17 protein-coding genes are annotated in these 21,456 nt (G+C 59.7%); 15 read left to right on the top strand and 2 right to left on the bottom strand.

Annotated features, from left to right (window positions below; genetic code table 11):
• Window positions 1–23: 23 nt before the first annotated feature.
• From ABEH28_RS00910 to ABEH28_RS00900, 3 genes are all read left to right on the top strand, one after another.
• Window positions 24–1,589, top strand: a complete 1,566-nt coding sequence (locus tag ABEH28_RS00910) for a PAS domain-containing methyl-accepting chemotaxis protein (RefSeq protein ID WP_346628804.1) — start codon at window positions 24–26, stop codon at window positions 1,587–1,589.
• A 283-nt stretch (window positions 1,590–1,872) separates the two neighbouring features.
• Window positions 1,873–2,526 (top strand): hypothetical protein, encoded by a 654-nt coding sequence (locus ABEH28_RS00905; protein WP_346628803.1) that lies wholly within the window; start codon window positions 1,873–1,875, stop codon window positions 2,524–2,526.
• 421 nt (window positions 2,527–2,947) lie between these two features.
• Window positions 2,948–3,613 (top strand): hypothetical protein, encoded by a 666-nt coding sequence (locus ABEH28_RS00900; protein ID WP_346628802.1) that lies wholly within the window; start codon window positions 2,948–2,950, stop codon window positions 3,611–3,613.
• Between the two features lie 76 nt (window positions 3,614–3,689).
• Here the strand turns inward: ABEH28_RS00900 and ABEH28_RS00895 are convergent, their stop codons facing one another.
• Entirely contained in the window at window positions 3,690–5,111 is a 1,422-nt protein-coding gene (locus ABEH28_RS00895) for an autotransporter outer membrane beta-barrel domain-containing protein (RefSeq protein WP_346628801.1), read from the bottom strand.
• 1,058 nt (window positions 5,112–6,169) lie between these two features.
• Here ABEH28_RS00895 and ABEH28_RS00890 point away from each other — a divergent pair.
• The 3 genes from ABEH28_RS00890 to ABEH28_RS00880 all read left to right on the top strand — a co-directional run bounded on the left by ABEH28_RS00890 (window position 6,170) and on the right by ABEH28_RS00880 (window position 10,860).
• Window positions 6,170–8,227: a hypothetical protein gene (locus tag ABEH28_RS00890; RefSeq protein WP_346628800.1), complete on the top strand. Its 2,058-nt coding sequence runs from the start codon at window positions 6,170–6,172 to the stop codon at window positions 8,225–8,227.
• A 63-nt stretch (window positions 8,228–8,290) separates the two neighbouring features.
• Window positions 8,291–10,201, top strand: coding sequence for a hypothetical protein (locus tag ABEH28_RS00885; protein ID WP_346628799.1), 1,911 nt, complete (start codon window positions 8,291–8,293; stop codon window positions 10,199–10,201).
• A gap of 161 nt (window positions 10,202–10,362) precedes the next feature.
• Window positions 10,363–10,860, top strand: a complete 498-nt coding sequence (locus ABEH28_RS00880) for a hypothetical protein (protein ID WP_346628798.1) — start codon at window positions 10,363–10,365, stop codon at window positions 10,858–10,860.
• Here ABEH28_RS00880 and ABEH28_RS00875 read toward each other — a convergent pair.
• Window positions 10,835–11,524: an alpha/beta family hydrolase gene (locus tag ABEH28_RS00875; RefSeq protein ID WP_346628797.1), complete on the bottom strand. Its 690-nt coding sequence runs from the start codon at window positions 11,522–11,524 to the stop codon at window positions 10,835–10,837. The genes ABEH28_RS00880 and ABEH28_RS00875 overlap by 26 nt on opposite strands.
• 858 nt (window positions 11,525–12,382) lie before the next feature.
• On the opposite strand from ABEH28_RS00875, the gene ccoN reads away from it, so the two are divergent.
• The 9 genes from ccoN to ABEH28_RS00830 all read left to right on the top strand — a co-directional run bounded on the left by ccoN (window position 12,383) and on the right by ABEH28_RS00830 (window position 21,428).
• On the top strand, window positions 12,383–13,825 hold the full coding sequence (gene ccoN / locus ABEH28_RS00870) for a cytochrome-c oxidase, cbb3-type subunit I (protein WP_282372521.1): 1,443 nt from the start codon (window positions 12,383–12,385) through the stop codon (window positions 13,823–13,825).
• A complete protein-coding gene (ccoO, locus tag ABEH28_RS00865) occupies window positions 13,825–14,436 on the top strand; it encodes a cytochrome-c oxidase, cbb3-type subunit II (protein ID WP_346628796.1) in 612 nt (203 codons plus the stop codon). Before ccoN ends, ccoO begins: the two co-directional genes overlap by 1 nt.
• A 5-nt stretch (window positions 14,437–14,441) precedes the next feature.
• On the top strand, window positions 14,442–14,663 hold the full coding sequence (locus ABEH28_RS00860) for a cbb3-type cytochrome c oxidase subunit 3 (RefSeq protein ID WP_346629177.1): 222 nt from the start codon (window positions 14,442–14,444) through the stop codon (window positions 14,661–14,663).
• Entirely contained in the window at window positions 14,660–15,640 is a 981-nt protein-coding gene (gene ccoP, locus ABEH28_RS00855; RefSeq protein ID WP_346628795.1) for a cytochrome-c oxidase, cbb3-type subunit III, read from the top strand. The genes ABEH28_RS00860 and ccoP overlap by 4 nt, the downstream gene beginning before the upstream one ends.
• Before the next feature lie 56 nt (window positions 15,641–15,696).
• Entirely contained in the window at window positions 15,697–17,112 is a 1,416-nt protein-coding gene (gene ccoG / locus ABEH28_RS00850) for a cytochrome c oxidase accessory protein CcoG (protein ID WP_346628794.1), read from the top strand.
• A gap of 12 nt (window positions 17,113–17,124) precedes the next feature.
• Window positions 17,125–17,658 (top strand): FixH family protein, encoded by a 534-nt coding sequence (locus ABEH28_RS00845; RefSeq protein ID WP_346628793.1) that lies wholly within the window; start codon window positions 17,125–17,127, stop codon window positions 17,656–17,658.
• Window positions 17,659–17,674: 16 nt separating this feature from the next.
• Entirely contained in the window at window positions 17,675–20,131 is a 2,457-nt protein-coding gene (locus tag ABEH28_RS00840; protein ID WP_346629176.1) for a heavy metal translocating P-type ATPase, read from the top strand.
• Between the two features lie 25 nt (window positions 20,132–20,156).
• Window positions 20,157–20,372: a cbb3-type cytochrome oxidase assembly protein CcoS gene (gene ccoS / locus ABEH28_RS00835; RefSeq protein ID WP_346626694.1), complete on the top strand. Its 216-nt coding sequence runs from the start codon at window positions 20,157–20,159 to the stop codon at window positions 20,370–20,372.
• 297 nt (window positions 20,373–20,669) lie between these two features.
• On the top strand, window positions 20,670–21,428 hold the full coding sequence (locus ABEH28_RS00830) for a sulfite exporter TauE/SafE family protein (RefSeq protein WP_346628792.1): 759 nt from the start codon (window positions 20,670–20,672) through the stop codon (window positions 21,426–21,428).
• Window positions 21,429–21,456: the final 28 nt, after the last annotated feature.

The following is a 21,456-nucleotide window of genomic DNA, read 5'->3' as shown; positions in this document are numbered from 1 at the left end:
AGCCTTCCTGGATCGAATAGCTCATGCGAAATAACCAGCCCATCACTCAACGCGAACGGACCTTCCCGGCGCAGCAACGGTTGATCTCCACCACCGATGCGCGCGGCGTCATCACCTATTGCAACGACGCCTTCATTGAAATCAGCGGTTTTTCCCAAGATGAATTGATCAAATCGCCGCACAACACCGTGCGCCATCCGGACGTGCCGACGGCGGTATTCGAACACATGTGGGCCACCCTCAAGCAGGGCCAGCCGTGGATGGGGATCGTCAAGAACCGCTGCAAGAACGGCGACCATTATTGGGTCAACGCTTACGTCACGCCGGTCTTCGAGAACAAACAGGTTGTGGGCTTCGAGTCCGTGCGCATCAAGCCCACCGCTGAACAGGTGCGTCGGGCCGAAGCGCTCTATCAACGCTTGAACAGCGGCAAAAGTGCGGTGCCAAGTCGTGATAAGTGGCTGCCGATGTTGCAGGACTGGCTGCCGTTCATCCTGGTGAGCCAGGTGAGTTTTTTGATTGGCGTGTGGCTGAATTCCCATTGGGGCTTCCTGCTCGCCGCCGCAGTGTCCGTACCGCTGGGGCTGCTGGGGTTGAGCTGGCAACAGCGTGGCCTCAAGCGTCTGCTGCGCCTGGCCGAGCAAACCACCTCCGACCCGTTGATCGCGCAGATGTACACCGACAGTCGCGGCGCACAGGCGCGGCTGGAGATGTCGATCCTCAGCCAGGAAGCGCGTCTCAAGACCTGCCTCACCCGCCTGCAGGACACCGCCGAACACCTCAACGACCAGGCCCGTCAGTCCGACACCCTCGCGCAGGCCAGCTCCACCGGCTTGGAACGTCAGCGCGTCGAAACCGAACAGGTCGCCACCGCCGTCAACCAGATGGCCGCGACCACCCAGGAAGTGGCCAATCACGTGCAGCGCACCGCTGACGCCACGCAACAGGCCAACGAACTGACCCGTCGCGGCCGCGAGATCGCCAGCGACACCCGCGAAGCCATCCAGCGTCTCTCGGCTTCGGTGGGCGAAACCGGCCTGACCGTGACCCAGCTCGCGAAAGACAGCGACGAGATCGGTGGCGTTGTCGATGTCATCAAAGGGATCGCCGACCAGACCAACCTGCTGGCGTTGAACGCGGCCATCGAAGCCGCCCGCGCGGGCGAAATGGGTCGCGGCTTTGCTGTCGTCGCCGATGAAGTCCGCCAACTGGCGCAACGCACCACCGAGTCGACCGGCCAGATCCATGCCCTCATCGCCCAGCTGCAACAGACGGCTACCAACGCGGTTCAGACCATGAACACAGGCCGGCGCCAGGCCGAAGAAGGCGTCGAGCAGGTCATGGAAGCCGACAGGGCGTTGGTAGGTATCAGCGACGCAGTGGCCAACATCACCGACATGACCACGCAGATCGCCGCCGCCACCGAAGAGCAAAGCTCGGTGGCAGAAGAGGTCAGCCGCAATATCAGCACCATCGCGCACCTGGCGGACCAGACCTCTGACGAAGCCCGTCGCTCTGCCACGCTCAGTGCCGAACTGACCCAAACTGCTCACACGCAATACTCCTTAGTGGAACGCTTTAACCGCTGAGTGTCAGTGGGTTATGCGAAGGCCCCGGCAGATTGTCTGCCGGGGCCTTTTTGTTTGTGTTGGGGTTTAAGTAGGGCATTTCTGAAAATCATTTGGGGAAGCTTTTTTTGGTTTGGAGCAGGGGTTTGGCTGTTGACAGGATTTGTAGAACTCTATTAGTTGATTGTTGAAAGACGATAAATAGTTACCACCTCGGGTGGAGTATTTGTTGATCTGGACAATCAATTTAATGCGCACTCTTTCTGCGGATGAAAGTGGAGGGGTGTGCTTGATGGAGAAACTTATGAATGAGCAATTTCCTTTCAGCGCCCCGCTGGTCACCAAAGCGAGCCCTATCGACGGCCTCTTACAAATCGTGGATTTAACTCAACCCATCCCCGTTGAAATCATCATTTGGAATGGAGCGCGTCCAGGCTATATTGTTCAACTACGACTTGATGGAGATCCGATTGGAGTCCCGATGGTCGTAGGCGAACAGCAGCCTGGAGAAATGGTACAACTTGAGCTAAGTCAACATCTGCTATGTGAAAGTCGCAGTTATTCCCTCAGCTATCAGGCTACAAATAATATCAATGGCGTGACTCGCGAATCTCCTGCAGCAGCGCTAAAGGTCGACCGCACCAAACCCGGCGCCACCCTCCTCGCTCCCCTCATCTTCCCCACCGCCACCTTCGGCGATCAACTCATTGGCCTGCTCCCTGGCTACGCCGGCATGGAACCGGGCGATGTCATCCAGACATTACTCAACGGCGTCGAAGGCCCCGCCCATCAGGTCGAGACGGATGAGCTCACCCTCCGGCCCGTCGAAATCGCTTTCAGCCGCGCAGACCTGCTAACCCATGCAGCCGAAACCGTGTCCATCGAGTACGTCGTCACCGACCGGGCCGGGAATGCATCCATCACCAGCCTGCCGACCCTGGTTTCACTTAAATTGTAACCAGCTTTCCCGCTATTCAACTGAATACCAAAAGTAACCACCTCCACGCTAATGCGTGGAGGTTTTGTCAACAAAATCGCCAGCGAAAAATAATTTAAATTATTTTTTGGCATCTCGATTCCACAGAACCTACATCTCCGTAGGAAGCGTCTGATGGACTATCAAAATTTTATAGACTACGCGCGATACATAATTATTTAAATCGCTCAAAAACACCGTGAAAAGCGCCGAATTCACATATCAAAAATATATTCAACCACGAATTTTTTTCGGAGAAGCCATGCAATCCCATGCACTTCGCTTGTTTGACAGTCCTATTTTTCGAATCGATCATAGGCATGTGCAGCGCCGCAGTCCTACAAGCAAGCGCCAACACCCAATCCTGTAATCCTCGCACTAGCGATCTGATCAAGGAGTTCCAATGGAAGATGAAACGGATATCCAGCCGCCTCACTGTTCACAGCCCAATGAGTCCGATAACGATAACAAGGTAACACTGCCTAACCCGAGAACTACCCGCAGGAAGAAAGGCAAATCACCCGACAAGAGTTCCATCCCGCTCTACGAAGATCTGCAGGCAATACCGCCCGCGGGCAAGAGTGCGGCTGAACAGGCGTTGGTCTACGCCGGCCAGCTTCAGAATGCCCCGGGATTTCCCTGGCATCACGAGATGAAGCACCCGCCTCCGGCGCCGGTATTCGAAGCTCCTTTCATCACCGGTGCCGACCCCGAAGGCCCGACCGACGCACAGCTGCACGTGGGCATCTACATCAATATCCCGCGCTCGCCGAAGCTGTGGTTCGGGGATCACCTGAAGCTGCGCTGGGGCCACAACACCTTCTACACCACCATCGGCAAGGTAGAAGGCCGCAAAGGCCCTCGCCTGGTTCAGTACCTCAACAATGAAACCCTGGCGGACTACGAAAGCGGATGCGTCGAGGTGCGCTATGAAGTGGTACGGCGCGCCAAGCTCGTCGGCATTTCGGAAACGCTGACCGTCAACTTGCCGCGCCTGAGGAAGCGACGCGGCAAAGGCTCGCCTCCGGGCCGTCCACCGCGACGGCGCCGGATGCAGCCAAAACCCTAAGCCCACGTAAAAAAGCCCCGACTGCATCGCTGCAGCCGGGGCTTCAAAACCGCGTTTCAACTAGCTGACGCGCGCGTCAGAACGCCAGACGCACGCCCACGTTCGCACCCCAAGGCTGCTCGACATGCTCACCCTTCATGTAATCGAAATCAGCGTGCACCTGAAGTCGCTCGGAAAGCGACACCGAAACGCCGGCGCCCAGTTCCGCCCGGGAGCCAAACAGATCGTTGTCGAAACGCTGACCGTTCACGCTGACGTCATTACTGCGGGAGAACTCGTGGGCCCACGCCACCCGTGCGTACGGTTTGACAACGCCGCCGTCCTTCAGGGCGAAGCTGCGTCCCACGGTACTGCCGACTTTACCCAGCACCGACTGCGTCTGGGTGGTTCTGGCCTGCATGCCGTTGTCCAGCGTGTAACTGCTGCCATCGATCCAGACGCTGGACACCTGCGCAAAAGGCTCCACGAAATACTCATCGGCCAGCTTTATATGCTTACCGACTTCCAGCGACCCGCCCAACGCCTTGCCGCTGTAGTCGCCCTTGGCCTTGGTGCCATCGCTCATCGCTACTTTGGACTCGTTATGGAACTGGTTGAGTTTCAGCACGCCGTCCAGGTAATAACCGCCCTCCGACAACCACGTGCCATACGCGCCCATGTAGTAGCTGTCGACCTGGCCCGAAGTGCCTCGGCCGATGTCCAGATCCGACTTGCTGTAACCCCCCATCAAACCGAGCAACAGCTGACCGTTGCCCACCGGCACCGGCGCATCCGCACCGAAAGACAGCCCCTGCTGCTTCTGGCTGTAGTCAACGCCGGAATCCAGCGCCGCATTGAAGCGACTGCCATACGTCCGCATCCAGCCGCCGCCCTGCTCCTGGCCACGCACTTCACCCATGCGACTGCGCAACGTCGTCAACTCGCTGTTCCACACTGTCGGTGCTGTGTTGAACAACGCCAGCGCACTTTTCGTGGACGGGCTGATCTCCTTGCCGGACCGGACGATGAACCAGTCCGTCCCCTGTCGCTCAAGCTCGTAGGAATACACCCCAAGATCCGCCCGACCGCCCACCAGCCCGAACTCGGCATCCCCGCTTTCGGTGTGGACCACCCGCAGCGGGTCGAACTCGGCAGGTACTGCCTCGATGCCGGTGTTCTGAATACGCAGACGATGCCTGCCCGAGGCTTCCCCATTCACGCTGAGCAAATCACCGGTGCCGTCGTCCAGGTTGATACGCATATCGAACAGCCCAGAGCCGGACAGCTTGCCCAGCGAAAGCGAATGAAAGCCGTCTCCGGTGAAACCAACGCTGCCGCCGTCCATCGCAAGCGAGTTAACGCTGTTATCAGCCGCAAGCTGCCAGCGGCCACTGGAATCGATGGTCACTGCATTGCCATTGACGATATTCCCGTTCAACTGCCCGTGATTGCGCAGTACCACATTGAGGGTGCTTGTGTCGTCGGCGACGAAATCACCGGAGAGGGTGCTGTTGATCACTTTGACGTTCGCGGTGCTTTCTGACTGGACACTAATGAGTAATCCCGAATCTGACTCAAGGCTGGATCCATCGCGAATTATTATGTCCGCTGTCGTTTGTTGAGCCCTGCTGGAAAGCCTATCAACCACTACCGCGGCCCCAGTCCCAGCGCTTATTGAGGAATTAGTAATATCCAGACGGTTTTCCTGCGTGGTTATGTTAGATGCACCGTTAACTATGTAGATGCCGTTAACTTCACCAATGATGCTGCTGTTATCCGTAACATGTGCGACACCGCCGCTAAGACGCATACCTCCGGCCTTAGGCGCACCATCAGTACTCACGCCCTTTACTACTGAATTGGCGAGCCAAATCTCCCCGGTTGCGCCGACACCCAGTCCGTAAAAACTCCCAGTGATAGAGCTATTATTAACATGAGCTTGAGAGCGCGTGATCAGATCGGTTTCAGTAAGCAAAAGTTGTAAACCCAGCCCTTGTGCATTCTCAACCGTTGTGCCGTCTAGTTTCAGGTCTCCAGAGCTTACAGCAATCCCGTTCTTGACTAATCCAGCATGAACATTAACCTCCGAATGACTCATAGCGATGGAGTTAACGACTCCGCCTTCCAAGACATTTAATACCCCACCGTTCGTCACCAAATAACTCTGAGAGGGCGCCGAAGAACCCACGTTAACAATAGTGTCGTCGACTGGCACGAAGGATTCGTCGGATTTCTTGGGCTTTGGGAGGTCATAACTTTCGACATCCGCGAATTTGGTGAGCTCAAGCGCCTTAGGCAAATAACTAACTTGTTCAGCCCAAAGCGCTGGCGAAATCACGCCCATCGCCAACGCTAAAATATTTGGCTTAGCTCCCAATAGCAAAACTTCCCTGAGTGACGACACATCGCCTCCGATATCTGTACATGGAAAGCGACGAGTATGGGCGCGCTACCGACAACTAGGGAAATTGGCCAAAAAATATTGAGTAGGAAATATCCGAAAAGTACGAAGTCCGCGGACTACATCCCCGGCTCTGAAACGCTAGCAAAACCGAAGATTCGCGACCTGAAAAGCGCATGACTTTATTACGACATACAAATATTCATCTTACACCGGCCTGGCTTTCCTACAAAAACGAGGTTTTTGCTTGGTTGACAGGCCCGAGAAAAAGCTATTATTTAAATCAGGAATTGGCACTCCACCACTTCATAAAGATCCTGTCGGACGCACCCCAGTCCGAACAAAAAAAACGAACTCAAGGAATCAACATGTCCAACATTAAAACAGCACCGACCATCATCCACCCTCGTACCAGTCGAGAGCCGCTGCCATTAAAAGCACCCGACGTCGCAGTAGCATTTCACGACGCCGACAATCTCGGGTTGATTCCCGTGACGAACCTGAATGCGCCTGTAATTGTCGACCTCGAAGTGTGGGAGGCCGCCGAACCAGGATATACCTATCAATTAACATGGAACGGAACTCCGTCCGGACCGGAAAAGGTCATTCAGGCAAGTGAGAAACCGGGCGATCCCCTTACCCTCGAGATACCCGTCGACTTTCTCAAAGAGGGCGTCCATCGACTGACGTACCGGACCTACAGTCCTGCAGCCGACTCAGAAAATTTTTCCGACGAGTTTCCGATAGTTATCGACCGTACAGCTCCTGGCATGCCTCAGCTCGCCGCGATCCAGTTCCCTGTGGAAGTTCAGAATGGCCTGACGGCCGTTGAGTTGACCCAGTTGGGCAATAAGCTTGAGGTTCAGGTTGCTGGGTACACTGGCATGGCGAAGCATGACGTCATCCATACGTACTGGGGTGAGGTCGCCGGTCCGATAGCTGTCGTAGACCAAAATGACATGGGCCTCAACAAAGTTGTGTTCGACTTCGAGCGGGACTTTCTTGAATCAATTACATCCGGAAGCCACGATGTAATTTATCGGGTCGTAGACAGGGCGGGCAACATTTCTGAGGAGTCGCTTGCGGTAAACGTGTTGCTGTTGCTTGAGGAGATTCCGGAAAACTACCCTGCCCCTCTACTTGACCCTGGTATCGGATCATTGATCGACTACATGGAAGCCAAACCCGGAGTACAAGTTGATATTCCACATTACCCAGGGGCGGCAGCGTTTGATCAAATTACACTGCACTGGGGTGAGGATTATCCGATGCTTCCGGTCCAAATCCCCCCCGGCAACGAAAGCGAAGATATTGTGCTTTCCCTAAAGGTTCCTTACGAAACCTTAGCGGTGGCGCCGATAGGCAATGTTTCGATCAGCTACACCGTCACTCGACAAAATCAATTAAATGGTACTTCTCTGCCTACTGCCGTAGACGTGTATCTGACCTTGCCAGTACCTGAACCCTCAGAGGCGCCAATTATTCAGGGGACCAGCCTTGCAAGTCCAAACAAGGACGATAATTTCATTGATGAGGAAGATTACGAATACAACAGCAGGGCGATCATCCGCTGGACCGATTCACTCAAAGTGAATGATGACATCCATCTTTTTTGGGGAGATCAGCAGCGACTGCAATGGTACCAAATTAAAGAAGAAGATCTGATTGCGGCCTCGGATCTCGTCATCCCAGTTGCCAACTCGATTATGAAAGCGCAGGGCACCGGAGCCGAAATCCCGGTCCGCTACGCCGTAGCTCGACAGGGCAACCCTAATTTGACCCTGTCCCCAAATCAGCGGGTTACCGTCCGTTCAAAAGAAAATCTTCCAGGTGGTCCCGAAGGCATCGAAGGCCCGACATTTAAGTTGAACCCGGCTGGCTATATCTCTCAGAGCGTAGCGCCTGACGGTACTGATGGGTACGTTATGCCTTACGCTAATATCGCAGAGAATCAAAAATTGTTTTTTACCTTCAGAGGTTTTGATAGAGAAAACAATCCGATCGATTCCGCCACCTACACCGCAAGTCGTGAGCTCGATGATCAAGACATTCTAAACGGGTACAGCTTTCGAGTTCCGTACAATATCTTGAGAACCATTTGCCGCGGATTTTGTGAAGCCTATATCAGGGTTGATCCAGCCCCCGATAGTAACCAAAGCTCAGTAACATCTAAGATCACTCGCGTACCTGTCGAGATGCGCGAGTCAAACGAAGCAGTCTGTTCCATTAACTAATCGAATTGGCGGACAGGACCGGTTCAACCGGACCTGTCTGCCTATCATCAAGAGGTAATATCAATGACATCGCAGCAACTCACCCGTGCAACCGCTCCCATTCTGCTAGCGCTGCCAACTATTCCAGCAGCGCTTGCGGGAGGATTAATCCCTAACGATGCGTTGAGCGCGCCGATTATTGTCAACTTTCCGGTTTGGCAGGCAGCTGAGCCGCAATACACTTATCAGCTTGTATTTGATGGGGAGCGCGTCTTGCCAGAAAAGGAAATTCTACCGACTGACAAGCCCGGCGACTTGCTGACCGTACACATCCCTGTTTCGCTTCTCTCAGAGGGCACTCACGCCGTCTCTTACCGAGTCTATAGCCCGTTCAGCGATTCAGAAGTTTTCTCCGGCACAACCCCAATCCAAATCGACCGAACCGCCCCAGGCGCACCGCAACTCGGCCCCATCATTTTCCCCGACGTCATCCAGAACGGCCTCACCTCCTCCGAACTGGAAGGCCTCAATAACGTCCTTCCCGGCAAGATCGCGGGCTACAGCGGCATGGCCGCAGGGGACGAAATCCGCACCTATTGGGGTCCGATGGAAGGTCCGATGACCGTCGTTGATGCCAACGACATGGGCCTGAACCGGGTGATGGTGGACTTCACGCGTCCGTTCATGGAACTGTCGGACTGCCAGACTTCCGCGGTCACCTACACCGTGACCGACCGTGCGGGCAATGTGTCGATGGTCTCTGATCCGGTGATGATCCAGCTCGACCTGGGCATGCGCCGACCTCTGCCGGCACCGGTGATCCGCGAAGCCAAGGGTCAGGTTCTGGACCCAGCCGATGCGGCGAATGGCGCCACCTTGGTGATCGATGCCACGGCTGATCTGCGCGAGGGCGAAACAGTCGCTGCTCAGTGGAACGGTCCGAAGGGCAACGATCGCCAGGAGAAGATCATTTCTGCCGCCGAAGCCGGTCAGGTGCTGGCCCTGGTGTTCCCTAACAGTGTAGTCACGGTCAATGACGGGCAAAACGTCGAGGTGTCATACACCGTGACACGCGGCAGCGGCATCGTGCAGGAGTCGGCCAAACTTGCGCTGAAGATCATGAGCGCCGCGCTGGAACTGCCCGCGCCAACCGTCGACACAGTCGGCCCGGACGGCATTCTGCGTCCTTCACTGATTACCGGCTGGGAAGCGATCGTGCGTGTCAGTTATCGCGGGATGGACCCTCGGGATCTGGTGCGAGTGCGATGGGTTGGTGCACGTACGTTTGAAACCATGATGATGAATGTCGGTGGCATGACGGAACTGGTCTTTGGCGTGCCCAAAATGCTGATCGAGATGAGTATCGGCAGCACCGCGACGCTGACCTACATCGTGACGCGCAATGGCGTCGACATGGAGTCTGTGCCGCTTCAGCTGTCGGTGCGCGAGGGCATGATGTTCGACACATCGCCGGTTACCCTGGCCGGTAAAATTTACCTGCTGCCCGCCCACCCTGCGTTGCTCCCGACCTTTCCAACGGGCACCACCGTCCATCGCATCGCCAGCGGCGGTCGCCCTCCATATACCTATTCGACCAGCGATGCGAAGGTGGCCGTCGTGGCAGCTTCCGGCTGGACGTCGGTGCGCGGCAACGGCGTGGCAACCATCACGGTCACCGATTCAGCGGGCGAGCAGCAGAGTTACGACGTAACCGTCACCGGCGTCATCGAATGCCACGGCGTGGGCTCCGGCAACTACACCCAGATCTCCAACGCCGCCAACCGCATCGGCGCGCGCGTCCCGAGCATCCACGAGTTGATCGAGATCTATAACGCCTACGGCAACCGCTGGCCGATGGGCAACGCCAACTATTGGTCCTCCACCGTCGCCAAGAACGTGTTCGGCGCAAAGTGGTATTACGTGAAGAACCTCAACACCGGCAAGGACTACAAACTGCTCCACATCAACTCCAGCCTGGGCGTTGCTATTCGCTAATTCGCTAATCCGCTGATTCGCGAATCAGCCACTCACGCGCGCCAGCACGCTTCAGACATCCAAGCAGCACCCCTTTCAAAGACGTCGTCGCCACCCGACGGCGTCTTACACGCGCAGCGCCCACCCCGCCCTTAAAATCCACTCAAGGAAACCTCAGAAAAATGCCCGCAAAACCTCCTCTTCAACGCCCGCAGGCACCGGCGGCGCGCGGCACGTTCAGCGCCACGGTCAACGGCCACCCCTTCATTACCCACCGCCTAAGCGCCATGGCGTGCCTGCGCCCGGGTCGGTCGGATCCGCTCACCTGCCGCATCTGGAAGATCCTCGCCACCGGCACGGTACGCCGGCACCGCACCATGATCGGCCTGTTCATCGACCAGACAATGCAAACCGGCAGCTACAACTTGCTGCGCAACGAACAGATCACCGTTATCTATCACCTCACCCCCACGCGGATGGCGAAGATTTATCACTCCCGCGATCTGCAGCAAGGCAACCTGACGCTACTGGGCTGCGATGCCACTTCAGGACGGCTGCACGGCAACTTCGAGTTTGCGGTCCCGACCAAGGACTTTCACGTGACCGACGGCCTGTTCGACCTGGTCTGTGACCTGAACGCCGAGGAACATCCCGCTATCCGATCAGCCGGCGCGCCATAAGCCCGGCGATTTCCTGCATGCACGCCTCGACACTGAGGCCCGATGATTTCAGCGGTTTGAGGTCATGGTTGGCCGTCGGCACCCAATGCACCTCGATAGCTTTCGACAGCTCGTACGCTTCAACCGCCTCTCGGTTGCCCAACGCATCGCGTTCGCCCTGCACGATCAGCGTCGGCGTCCGCAGTCCCGCCAGGTGCGCGACCCGCGGTTTCTCGGGTTTTCCCGCCGCGTAGAACGGATAGCCCAGACAGAACAACCCATCGGCTTCCACGTCGTCAGCGATGACGCTGGCCATGCGTCCGCCCATGGATTTGCCGCCGATCGCCATTCGCCCGCTCACACCCCCACGCACGGCGGCGTACACCCCATGCCAGCACTCCAGCAACTTCGGTTGGGGATTGGGCGGTCGTCTGCGCCCGTCGATTCGGCGCTGGGCCATGTAGGGGAATTCAAAACGCAGCACGCCAACACCCAAGGCCGCCAGGCGCGTGGCGATGTCGTTCATGAAGTCGCTGTCCATCGGGGCGCCCGCGCCGTGGGCGAGAATCAGCGTCGATGGCGCGTCCGCAGCCTGGCCGGTCGGCGCATCCCAGATCCAGCCGTGTTCTTGCGCCAACTGGGCGCAGTGATCCGCCGTTCGCTTCGCCGCGTGTTGTTTGCTCATGCAGGTCTCTTTTACCAAAACATCGACCACCCGCCGACTGAGGCGAGCACCACGGCCGGCATTATGCAGCAACGTCGGCGTGCCATGACCCTGCCCGCCGTTTGCCCTGCTCCGACAGCAAGGGTTCAGCTCCCGGGCGTTAGTCTGGCCCGGCACTTCGGCAACGAGCACCGAATCCTGAGCGCCCCAACCTGCACACAACCGGGCGGTTTCATCGACGGAATATGCTTTTTGTCCGCTCCGGACGATCACCCGTGACGATCGCCGGCCTTTCTGCCAGCTCGGGCCAAATATTTTTTGGGCAGATAAAAGTGCCAATGTCAGCGGCTTTTTGTATACAACTTTGCAGTCGAAATGCTCTCTCGATGCACAGGAGCGGCAGGCAGAGAAGCGTTTCAGCTATCTCCGGAAATGGTTGATCGCCGCGTCCCGCCAAGGACGCGGCAACTTTCCGTCGAGCGCGGCCAAGTGTCGCAGGCGCTGTTCCAAAGCCTTCCCTCCGCGATCATTCGCGTCTAAGCTGTGTCCGCACAGTGGACCGGCGACAGCTAGCCACAGGCCCAGCAACAAGATTGTGCCCGGCAACGCAGCCCTCTTGCAGACAAGCAGCCTCAGCGCTGTTTTCACCCGCAGGGTTGTATCCAATCCCTCCCACTCACGCGCGCGATCCAGCTCGACCTGTCTTCCTTCCCTCAGGCCACTCAGCCAGAACCCAATTGCGCTTCGGCAAACGGGCCTCTGCGTGCACCGCGTCCCTCGCTTCCGTCGATCCCCAGCCACGCCACTGCGTGATGGGGTACGCGCGATCGAAGGTGCGGCTGTGACCACACTAATAAAATACACACCGTGGAACCTGACATGAGCACAGCACCCAGCCCGACTGCTTATAACTACAAGGTCGTCCGCCAGTTCGCCATCATGACGGTGGTCTGGGGCATCATCGGCATGGGCCTGGGCGTCTTCATCGCCGCCCAGCTCGTGTGGCCTGACCTGAATTTCGGTTTGCCGTGGACCACATTCGGTCGACTGCGCCCCCTCCATACCAACCTGGTGATTTTCGCGTTCGGCGGCTGTGCCCTTTTTGGCACCTCCTATTACGTCGTCCAGCGCACCTGTCAGGCGCGGTTGATCTCCGACGGCCTGGCGGCCTTTCATTTCTGGGGCTGGCAGGCGGTGATCATCGGCGCCATCGTCACCCTGCCGATGGGTTACACCACCACCAAGGAATACGCCGAGCTCGAATGGCCGATCGCTATCCTGCTGGCGATTGTCTGGATCGCCTACGGGGCGGTGTTCTTCGGCACCATCGTCAAGCGCAAGACCCGACACATTTATGTCGCCAACTGGTTCTACGGCGCGTTCATCGTGGTGACGGCAATGCTGCACATCGTCAACCACATCTCGCTGCCGGTGAGCCTGTTCAAGTCGTACTCGGCCTATGCCGGCGCCACCGACGCCATGATCCAGTGGTGGTACGGGCACAACGCCGTGGGCTTTTTCCTTACCACCGGCTTTCTCGGGATGATGTATTACTTCGTGCCGAAACAGGCCGAACGCCCGATCTATTCCTATCGTCTGTCCATCGTGCATTTCTGGGCGCTGATCACCCTGTACATCTGGGCCGGCCCGCACCATCTGCACTACACCGCCCTGCCCGACTGGGCGCAATCACTGGGCATGGTGATGTCGATCATCCTGCTCGTGCCAAGCTGGGGCGGCATGATCAACGGCATGATGACCCTCTCGGGCGCGTGGCATAAATTGCGCACCGATCCGATTCTGCGGTTCCTCGTGCTGTCGCTGGCGTTCTACGGGATGTCGACGTTCGAGGGGCCAATGATGGCGATCAAGACCGTCAACTCGCTCTCCCACTACACCGACTGGACCATCGGCCACGTTCACGCTGGCGCGCTGGGTTGGGTGGCGATGATCTCCATCGGCGCCGTCTACCACATGATCCCGAAACTCTACGGCCGGGCGCAGATGCACAGCGTCGCGCTGATCAACACGCACTTCTGGCTCGCCACGGTCGGCACCGTCCTCTATATCGCCGCGATGTGGGTCAACGGCATCACCCAGGGCCTGATGTGGCGCGCCATCAACGACGACGGCACCCTCACCTACTCGTTTGTCGAAGCCCTGCAGGCCAGTCATCCGGGGTATATCGTCCGCGCATTGGGCGGAGGGATTTTCGCCAGCGGCATGCTGTTCATGGCCTACAACGTGTTCCGCACCATTCGTGCAGCGAACACGGAAGAAGCGGAAGCCGCCGCACAGATTGCCGTCGTGGGGGCTCACTGATGATCAAGCACGAAGCACTGGAAAAAAACATCGGCCTGCTGTCGATCTTCATGGTCATCGCGGTCGCGGTCGGCGGGCTGACCCAGATCGTTCCGCTGTTCTTTCAGGACGTCACCACCCTGCCCGTCGAAGGCATGAAGCCGCGCCCGGCGCTGGAACTCGAAGGCCGCGACGTCTATATCGCCAACGGCTGCGTCGGTTGCCATTCGCAGATGATCCGGCCGTTCCGCGCCGAAACCGAACGCTACGGGCACTACTCGGTGGCCGGTGAAAGCGTCTGGGATCACCCATTTCTCTGGGGTTCCAAACGCACCGGGCCGGACCTGGCCCGGGTCGGCGGTCGCTACTCGGACGACTGGCACCGCGCCCATTTAAACAATCCGCGGGACCTGGTGCCGGAGTCGATCATGCCGGCCTACCCCTTCCTGGCGGACACCTGGATCGACGGCACGCTGACCGGCAAGAAGATGGAAGTGCTGCGCAGCCTGGGCGTGCCCTACACCGATGCCGACATCGCCGGCGCAGCCGACGCGGTGAAGGGCAAGACCGAAATGGATGCGCTGGTGGCCTACCTTCAGGGCCTGGGTACCCTCATCAAGAGCAAACGGTGATCGCCATGGACATGGGAACAATACGAGGCCTGGGCACCGTCGTCGTGATGGTGGCCTTCATTGGTCTGGCGCTGTGGGTGTACAGCCCGCGGCGCAAAGCGGAATTCGACGATGCGACGTTGCTGCCGTTTGCCGACGATCCGGAGGCGATTGCGCAGGTCATGCAGGCTCAAGACCAGAGCAAAGCCCACGCCCCGGCAACACCCGAAAGGAGCCAGAAACCATGAGCGCCTTCTGGAGCATTTACGTCACGGTGCTGACGCTGGGCACGATCTTCGCGATGGGCTGGCTGCTGATCGCCACGCGCAGGGGCCAGCGCGCCGACACCACCGATGAAACCGTCGGCCATGCGTTCGATGGCATCGAGGAATACGACAACCCGCTGCCCAAGTGGTGGTTCTGGTTGTTCATCGGCACTATTATTTTCGCCCTGGGCTACCTCGCGTTCTACCCTGGGCTGGGCAACTGGGCGGGGCTGCTGCCGGGTTACGACTACGCCGACAACGACAAAAAAATCCCGTTTTCCGACGGCACAACCGGCTGGACCGGCGTGCACGAATGGGAGAAGGAGATGGCGCAATCCGAGGCGCGCTTCGGGCCGATATTCGCAAAATTCGCGGCGATGCCGATCGAGGAAGTGGCCAAAGACCCACAAGCGCTGAAGATGGGCGGTCGGCTGTTCGCGTCGAACTGCTCGGTTTGCCACGGCTCCGACGCCAAAGGCGCCTATGGCTTCCCCAACCTCACCGACGCTGACTGGCGCTGGGGTGGCGATCCGCAGAGCATCAAAACCACCATCATGAACGGCCGTCATGCGGTCATGCCGGCGTGGGGTGCGGTGATTGGCGATCAAGGCGTGCGCGACGTGTCGGCTTACGTGCTGACCCAGCTGTATAGCCGCACCCTGCCCGCCGACGCGAACGCCGACCCGGCGGCGGGCCAGAAAATCTACGCCACCACCTGCGTCGCCTGCCACGGTCCGCAGGGCAAAGGCGTTGCCGCATTGGGCGCGCCAGACCTGACCCACCCCGGCGCGTTCATTTACGGCGCCAGCTTTGCCCAGTTGCAGCAGACCATCCAGTACGGTCGCCAGGGCCAGATGCCGGCACAGGCCTTGCTGCAGGGAAACGACCGGGTGCACCTGCTGGCGGCTTACGTGTATAGCCTGTCCCATGGGGACGAACCGGCGGCTAAGCCCGAGTGAAGGATATCGCCGTCGCACACGCTGATGATTCGGCCCGGAGGGCGCAGGACGCTGCCATGAGCAACCAGATTCCGCTGCACAACGTCACGCCGCCGACTGAAAAGGACGGCGACACCGTTGACCTGTATGCCTCGCGGGAGAAGATCTACACCCGCGCGTTCACCGGGGTGTTCCGCAATGTGCGCATGGGGGGCGGCGTTGTGCTGTTCCTGCTGTATTTCGGCACGGTCTGGCTTAACTGGGGCGCCCATCAGGCGGTGTGGTGGAACCTGCCGGAGCGCAAGTTCTACATCTTCGGCGCGACGTTCTGGCCCCAGGATTTCATTCTGCTGTCGGGCATCCTCATCGTCAGCGCGTTCGGGCTGTTCTTCATTACCGTGTTCGCCGGGCGCGTCTGGTGCGGTTACACCTGCCCGCAAAGCGTGTGGACGTGGGTGTTCATGTGGTGCGAAAAGGTCACCGAAGGCGACCGCCATCAGCGCATCAAACTCGACAAGGCGCCCATGAACGGCAACAAGTTCGCGCGCAAGTGTGCCAAGCACAGCCTCTGGCTGCTGATCGGCCTGGTGACCGGCCTGACCTTCGTCGGCTACTTCTCGCCCATCCGCCAACTGCTGGTGGATTTCTTCACCGGCCAGGCCGATGGCTGGTCGTATTTCTGGGTCGGCTTCTTTACCCTCGCCACCTACGCCAACGCCGGTTGGCTGCGCGAACAGGTGTGCATTTATATGTGCCCCTACGCGCGCTTTCAGAGCGTGATGTTCGACAAGGACACCCTGATCGTTTCCTACGACCCACGGCGCGGCGAGCCACGGGGTGCGCGTAAAAAGGAAACCGATTACCAGGCTGAAGGCCTGGGCGACTGCATCGATTGCACGATGTGCGTGCAGGTCTGCCCCACCGGCATCGACATCCGCGATGGCTTGCAGATTGAATGCATCGGCTGCGCGGCGTGCATCGACGCCTGCGACGGGATCATGGACAAGATGGACTACCCGCGCGGCTTGATCAGCTACACCACCGAGCACAACCTTTCCGGGCAAGTGACCCATACACTGCGGCCACGGTTGATCAGTTATGGCCTGGTGTTGCTGGCGATGATCGGCGTGCTGACCAGTGCGTTTTACATGCGCTCACTGGTGGGTTTCGACGTCAGCAAGGACCGCATGCTGTACCGGGAAAACGCCGAGGGCCGGATCGAAAACGTCTACAGCCTGAAGATCATGAACAAGGACCAGATCGACCACACGTATGTGCTCGACGCCACCGGGCTGCCGGACCTGAAGCTGCAAGGCCGCCGCGAGATCAAGGTGCCGGCTGGCGAGATCGTCAGCCTGCCGGTGGAGCTGTCGGTCGCGCCTGAGCAACTGCCGTCGGGCACCAACGAGGTCAGTTTCGTTCTCAGGGACATCGAGCAGGGCGACACCGAAGTCCACGCCAAGAGCCGTTTCATCGGCCCGTCCATTCGCTGAAAGAGGCCGGAAATGACCGCAGTCACCGCAGCAACACCTTGGCACCGGCATTTATGGCCGTGGATCATCATCGGCATCCTGACCTGCTCGGTGGCATTGACCCTGGCCATGGTCACCATCGCCGTCACCCACCCGGACAACCTCGTCACCGACAATTATTACGAGGCCGGGAAAGGCATCAACCGCTCCCTGGATCGCGAGTTGCTGGGTCAGTCCCTCAACCTGCAAGCCCGCGTGGGCTTGGATGAGCTGACCGGCGAAGTGGATGTGCAATTGAGCGGCGCCAGTCAGCCGGAAACCCTGGTGCTGAACCTGATCTCCCCGACCCAGCCGGACAAGGACCGCAAAATCGTGCTGGCGCGGAATCCTTCGCAGCCGGGGCGTTATGTCGGGCAGTTGAGCGACAGGGTCGAAGGCCGGCGTTTCGTCGAATTGCTGGGGGTGGAAAACGGCCAGACCTGGCGCCTGTTCGAGGAAGAACGGATCGTCCCCGGCCAGCCACTGACCCTGGGCGACGAGCCGATTCAGGGCGCGGGCAGGCATTGATGTGAAAGCCACCGACATACAAACCCTGCGGTCTTGCTACCACTGCACGTTGCCGGTCCCGCCGGGCGGGCGCTTCATCACGTCGGTGCTGGGCGAGGCGCGGGAGTTCTGCTGCCCCGGTTGTCAGGCCGTGGCCCACGCCATCGTCGCCGGCGGCCTGGAAAGCTATTACCTGCACCGCAGCGAAGCGTCGATCAATCCTCAGGTATTACCGACGCCTCTGGCCGACGAACAAGCCCTCCTTGATCGTCCCGACGTGCAGGCGCCCTTTGTCCGCCATGAGTCCCCCGCCGGGGAGGTGGCTGAAACGACGCTGATGATCGAGGGCATCACCTGCGCGGCCTGCGGCTGGCTGATCGAACGTCATCTGCGCGCGTTGCCCGCCGTGGGCGAAGCGCGGCTGAACCTGTCCAGTCATCGCCTGCACCTGCGATGGCATGACGTGGGGTTGCCCTTGAGCGAGGTGCTGGCCGAGCTGCGCAGCATCGGTTACGCCGGCCACCCTTATCAGGCGGACAAGGCGACCGAGCAGTTGGCCCGGGAAAACCGCCGCAGCCTCCGTCAACTGGGCGTCGCCGGGCTGCTGTGGTTTCAGGCGATGATGGCGACCATGGCGACCTGGCCCGAATTCAACATCGACCTCAGCCCGGAGATGCATACGATCCTGCGCTGGGTGGCGATGTTTCTGACGACGCCCATCGTGTTTTACAGCTGTGCGCCGTTCTTTAAAGGGGCGCTGCGCGACCTGCGCGCGTGCCATCTGACCATGGACGTTTCGGTGTCGCTGGCGATTGGCGCGGCGTACCTCGCGGGCCTCTGGACGGCGGTCACCGGCGTGGGCGAATTGTATTTCGACGCGGTCGGCATGTTCGCGCTGTTCCTGCTCACCGGCCGCTACCTGGAACGCCGCGCCCGGGAACGCACCAGCGCGGCGACCGCGCAACTGGTCAATCTGCTGCCGGCTTCCTGCCTGCGGTTGAACGCGGACGGCCAGACCGAGCGCGTCTTGACCCATCAGTTGCGTTTGCACGATCAGGTGGTGGTCCACCCCGGCGCGCTGTTGCCGGCGGACGGCCGAATCATCGCGGGCCGCTCGAGCATCGACGAATCGCTGCTCACCGGCGAGTACCTGCCGCAGCCCCGTCAGGTGGGAGACGCCGTCACCGCTGGCACCGCCAATGTGGAAAGCGTGCTGACGGTGGAAGTCCTTGCCCTCGGCGCCGACACGCGACTCTCTGCCGTCGTCCGATTGCTGGAGCGCGCCCAATCGGAGAAGCCGCCCCTCGCGCAGATGGCCGACCGCGCAGCGCAGTGGTTTCTGCTGATTTCGCTGGTGCTGGCGGCGTGTGTCGGCGTGGTCTGGTGGCAGCTCGACGCAAGCCGCGCGTTCTGGATCGTGCTGGCGATGCTGGTCGCCACCTGCCCGTGCGCCTTGTCGCTGGCGACGCCCACCGCCCTGACGGCCGCCACCGGCACGCTGCATAAACTCGGGCTGCTGCTCACCCGCGGCCATGTGCTGGAAGGGCTGAACCGGATCGACACGGTGATCTTCGACAAGACCGGCACGCTGACCGAAGGACGCCTGACGTTAAGGGCCATTCGCAGCCTCGGCGCGCTGAGCAGTGACGACTGTTTGAGCCTGGCGGCGGCACTGGAAAGTCGGTCTGAACACCCGATTGCCCGGGCGTTCGGCAAGACGCCGCTGACCGCTGAAGGGGTCGTCGCCACGCCAGGGCTGGGGCTCGAAGGCGAAGTCAACGGGCGGCTCTTGCGCATCGGTCAGCCCGGGTTTGTCTGCGCCTTGAGTGGCGTCGCCGTACCATTGATGCCCGACGAGCCCGGTCAGTGGTTGTTGCTGGGGGATGACACGCAGGCACTCGCCTGGCTGGTACTGGATGATCGGCTCCGGGACGACGCGGCGGCGCTGGTCGGGGCGTGCAAACAGCGCGGCTGGAAGACGTTGTTATTGTCCGGCGACAGCTCGCCCATGGTCTCCAGCGTCGCGACTCAGTTGCAGATCGATGACGTCCGAGGCAGCCTGCGGCCGGATGACAAGCTGGCCATTCTGCAACGGCTGCGCGCGGAGGGCCGGACCATTCTGGTGATCGGCGACGGGGTTAATGATGTGCCGATGCTGGCGGCGGCCGACATCAGCATCGCCATGGGTTCGGCCACCGACCTGGCCAAGACCAGCGCGGACGCGGTGTTGTTGTCGAACCGTCTGCACGTGTTGGTGGAGGCTTTTGGCCTCGCTCGGCGCACACGGCGGATCATTGTGGAAAATCTGGCGTGGGCCGGGCTGTACAACGGGCTGGTGCTGCCCTTCGCGGCGCTGGGCTGGGTCACGCCGTTGTGGGCGGCGGCGGGGATGTCGGTGAGTTCGCTGGTGGTGGTCTTGAATGCCTTGCGGCTGACACGGATGAAGCCGCTTTCTGCAGAATCCACAGCTGCCCCCCAAACGGTGCCCGCATGAATGCACGACCCACCCCGGAGGCCCGATGCCTGCGCTCTACATCATGATTCCGGTGGCGCTGCTGATTGTGGCGGTGGCGATTTATGTTTTTTTCTGGGCAGTGGACAGCGGTCAGTACGACGACCTCGACGGCCCGGCCCACAGCATTTTGTTCGACGATCAGGATCCCGGGCACAAGGCCGGAGTGGATGAGATGTCGGGGAAAGAGAAATCGGGCGATAAGCAGGATTCGGCCAAGTGAACCCGGTCCCTGTGGGAGATCTCCCGTCGTCTAGACGACGCGCTGTCTCGCAGCAAACACAACCCCTGTGGGAGTGAGCTTGCTCACGAAGACGGCGTTCCAGCCGCTAGAGATGCAGCGGCTATCTCGACCCCTTCGCGAGCAAGCTCGCTCCCACAATTTTTATGTCCGCAGGTAGATCTGCGGTGTTGTCATGTTTGATGAGAGTGAGCTTGCTCACGATGGCTGACTATCGACCGCGGGATATCTGTCGCGATGGCGTAATAACACTCACCGGAACGCTTTCGGATAATGCCCATGCCTGACCTCCTCCCCCAACTCCTCTCCGCCCTTGTGCTGGGTCTGCTCGGCGGCGGCCATTGCCTGGGCATGTGTGGCGGGCTGATGGGCGCGCTCACCTTTGCCATTCCCAAGGAGCAACGCGGACGACGCTTGCGCCTGCTGATGGCCTACAACGCCGGACGTGTTTTCAGCTACGCCTGCGCCGGATTGCTGACGGGCATGCTGGGTTGGGCGGTCGCCAACAGTCCGGGAGCGATGCTGTTGCGGGTGATCGCCGGGCTGCTGATGATCACCATGGGCCTGTACCTGGCCGGATGGTGGAGCGGCCTGACCCGCATCGAAGGAATGGGCCGCTGGGTCTGGCGTCACCTGCAACCGCTGGCCAGCCGCCTGATGCCGGTGTCGACGATGCCTCGGGCTTTACTGCTTGGCGCGGTGTGGGGCTGGCTGCCCTGCGGACTGGTTTACAGCACCCTGCTGTGGTCGGCGAGCCAGGGCAATGCGCTGCACAGCGGGGTATTGATGCTCGCGTTCGGCGTCGGCACCTGGCCGGTGCTGCTCGCCACAGGGCTGGCCGCCGAGCGCATCACCGCCCTGCTCCGTCGGCGCAGCGTGCGCGTGGCCGGCGGGCTGCTAGTGATTCTGTTCGGCCTGTGGACACTCCCCGGCCCCCATCAACAGTGGCTGATGGGGCACACGCCTCACACGATGAATCACGGGATGGATCACACGATGACTCCTCACATGAACCATGCAGACATGGCCCACGAGTAATCGCTGCCCCGTCCATTGACCCAGATCA

Origin of the sequence: Pseudomonas sp. Ps21-P2 (assembly GCF_039672565.1) — a bacterium.
In the GTDB taxonomy this organism is placed as follows: Bacteria; Pseudomonadota; Gammaproteobacteria; order Pseudomonadales; family Pseudomonadaceae; genus Aquipseudomonas.
This window is presented reverse-complemented; position numbering and strand designations above follow the sequence as displayed.

What these genes read in the sequence shown, in the direction of transcription:
- ABEH28_RS00910 (WP_346628804.1), top strand. Translation starts at nt 24, where the DNA reads ATGCGAAATAACCAGCCCATCACTCAACGCGAACGGACCTTCCCGGCG.
- ABEH28_RS00905 (WP_346628803.1), top strand. Translation starts at nt 1,873, where the DNA reads ATGAATGAGCAATTTCCTTTCAGCGCCCCGCTGGTCACCAAAGCGAGC.
- ABEH28_RS00900 (WP_346628802.1), top strand. Translation starts at nt 2,948, where the DNA reads ATGGAAGATGAAACGGATATCCAGCCGCCTCACTGTTCACAGCCCAAT.
- ABEH28_RS00890 (WP_346628800.1), top strand. Translation starts at nt 6,170, where the DNA reads ATGACTTTATTACGACATACAAATATTCATCTTACACCGGCCTGGCTT.
- ABEH28_RS00885 (WP_346628799.1), top strand. Translation starts at nt 8,291, where the DNA reads ATGACATCGCAGCAACTCACCCGTGCAACCGCTCCCATTCTGCTAGCG.
- ABEH28_RS00880 (WP_346628798.1), top strand. Translation starts at nt 10,363, where the DNA reads ATGCCCGCAAAACCTCCTCTTCAACGCCCGCAGGCACCGGCGGCGCGC.
- ABEH28_RS00875 (WP_346628797.1), bottom strand. Translation starts at nt 11,524, where the DNA reads ATGAGCAAACAACACGCGGCGAAGCGAACGGCGGATCACTGCGCCCAG.
- ccoN (WP_282372521.1), top strand. Translation starts at nt 12,383, where the DNA reads ATGAGCACAGCACCCAGCCCGACTGCTTATAACTACAAGGTCGTCCGC.
- ccoO (WP_346628796.1), top strand. Translation starts at nt 13,825, where the DNA reads ATGATCAAGCACGAAGCACTGGAAAAAAACATCGGCCTGCTGTCGATC.
- ABEH28_RS00860 (WP_346629177.1), top strand. Translation starts at nt 14,442, where the DNA reads ATGGACATGGGAACAATACGAGGCCTGGGCACCGTCGTCGTGATGGTG.
- ccoP (WP_346628795.1), top strand. Translation starts at nt 14,660, where the DNA reads ATGAGCGCCTTCTGGAGCATTTACGTCACGGTGCTGACGCTGGGCACG.
- ccoG (WP_346628794.1), top strand. Translation starts at nt 15,697, where the DNA reads ATGAGCAACCAGATTCCGCTGCACAACGTCACGCCGCCGACTGAAAAG.
- ABEH28_RS00845 (WP_346628793.1), top strand. Translation starts at nt 17,125, where the DNA reads ATGACCGCAGTCACCGCAGCAACACCTTGGCACCGGCATTTATGGCCG.
- ccoS (WP_346626694.1), top strand. Translation starts at nt 20,157, where the DNA reads ATGCCTGCGCTCTACATCATGATTCCGGTGGCGCTGCTGATTGTGGCG.
- ABEH28_RS00830 (WP_346628792.1), top strand. Translation starts at nt 20,670, where the DNA reads ATGCCTGACCTCCTCCCCCAACTCCTCTCCGCCCTTGTGCTGGGTCTG.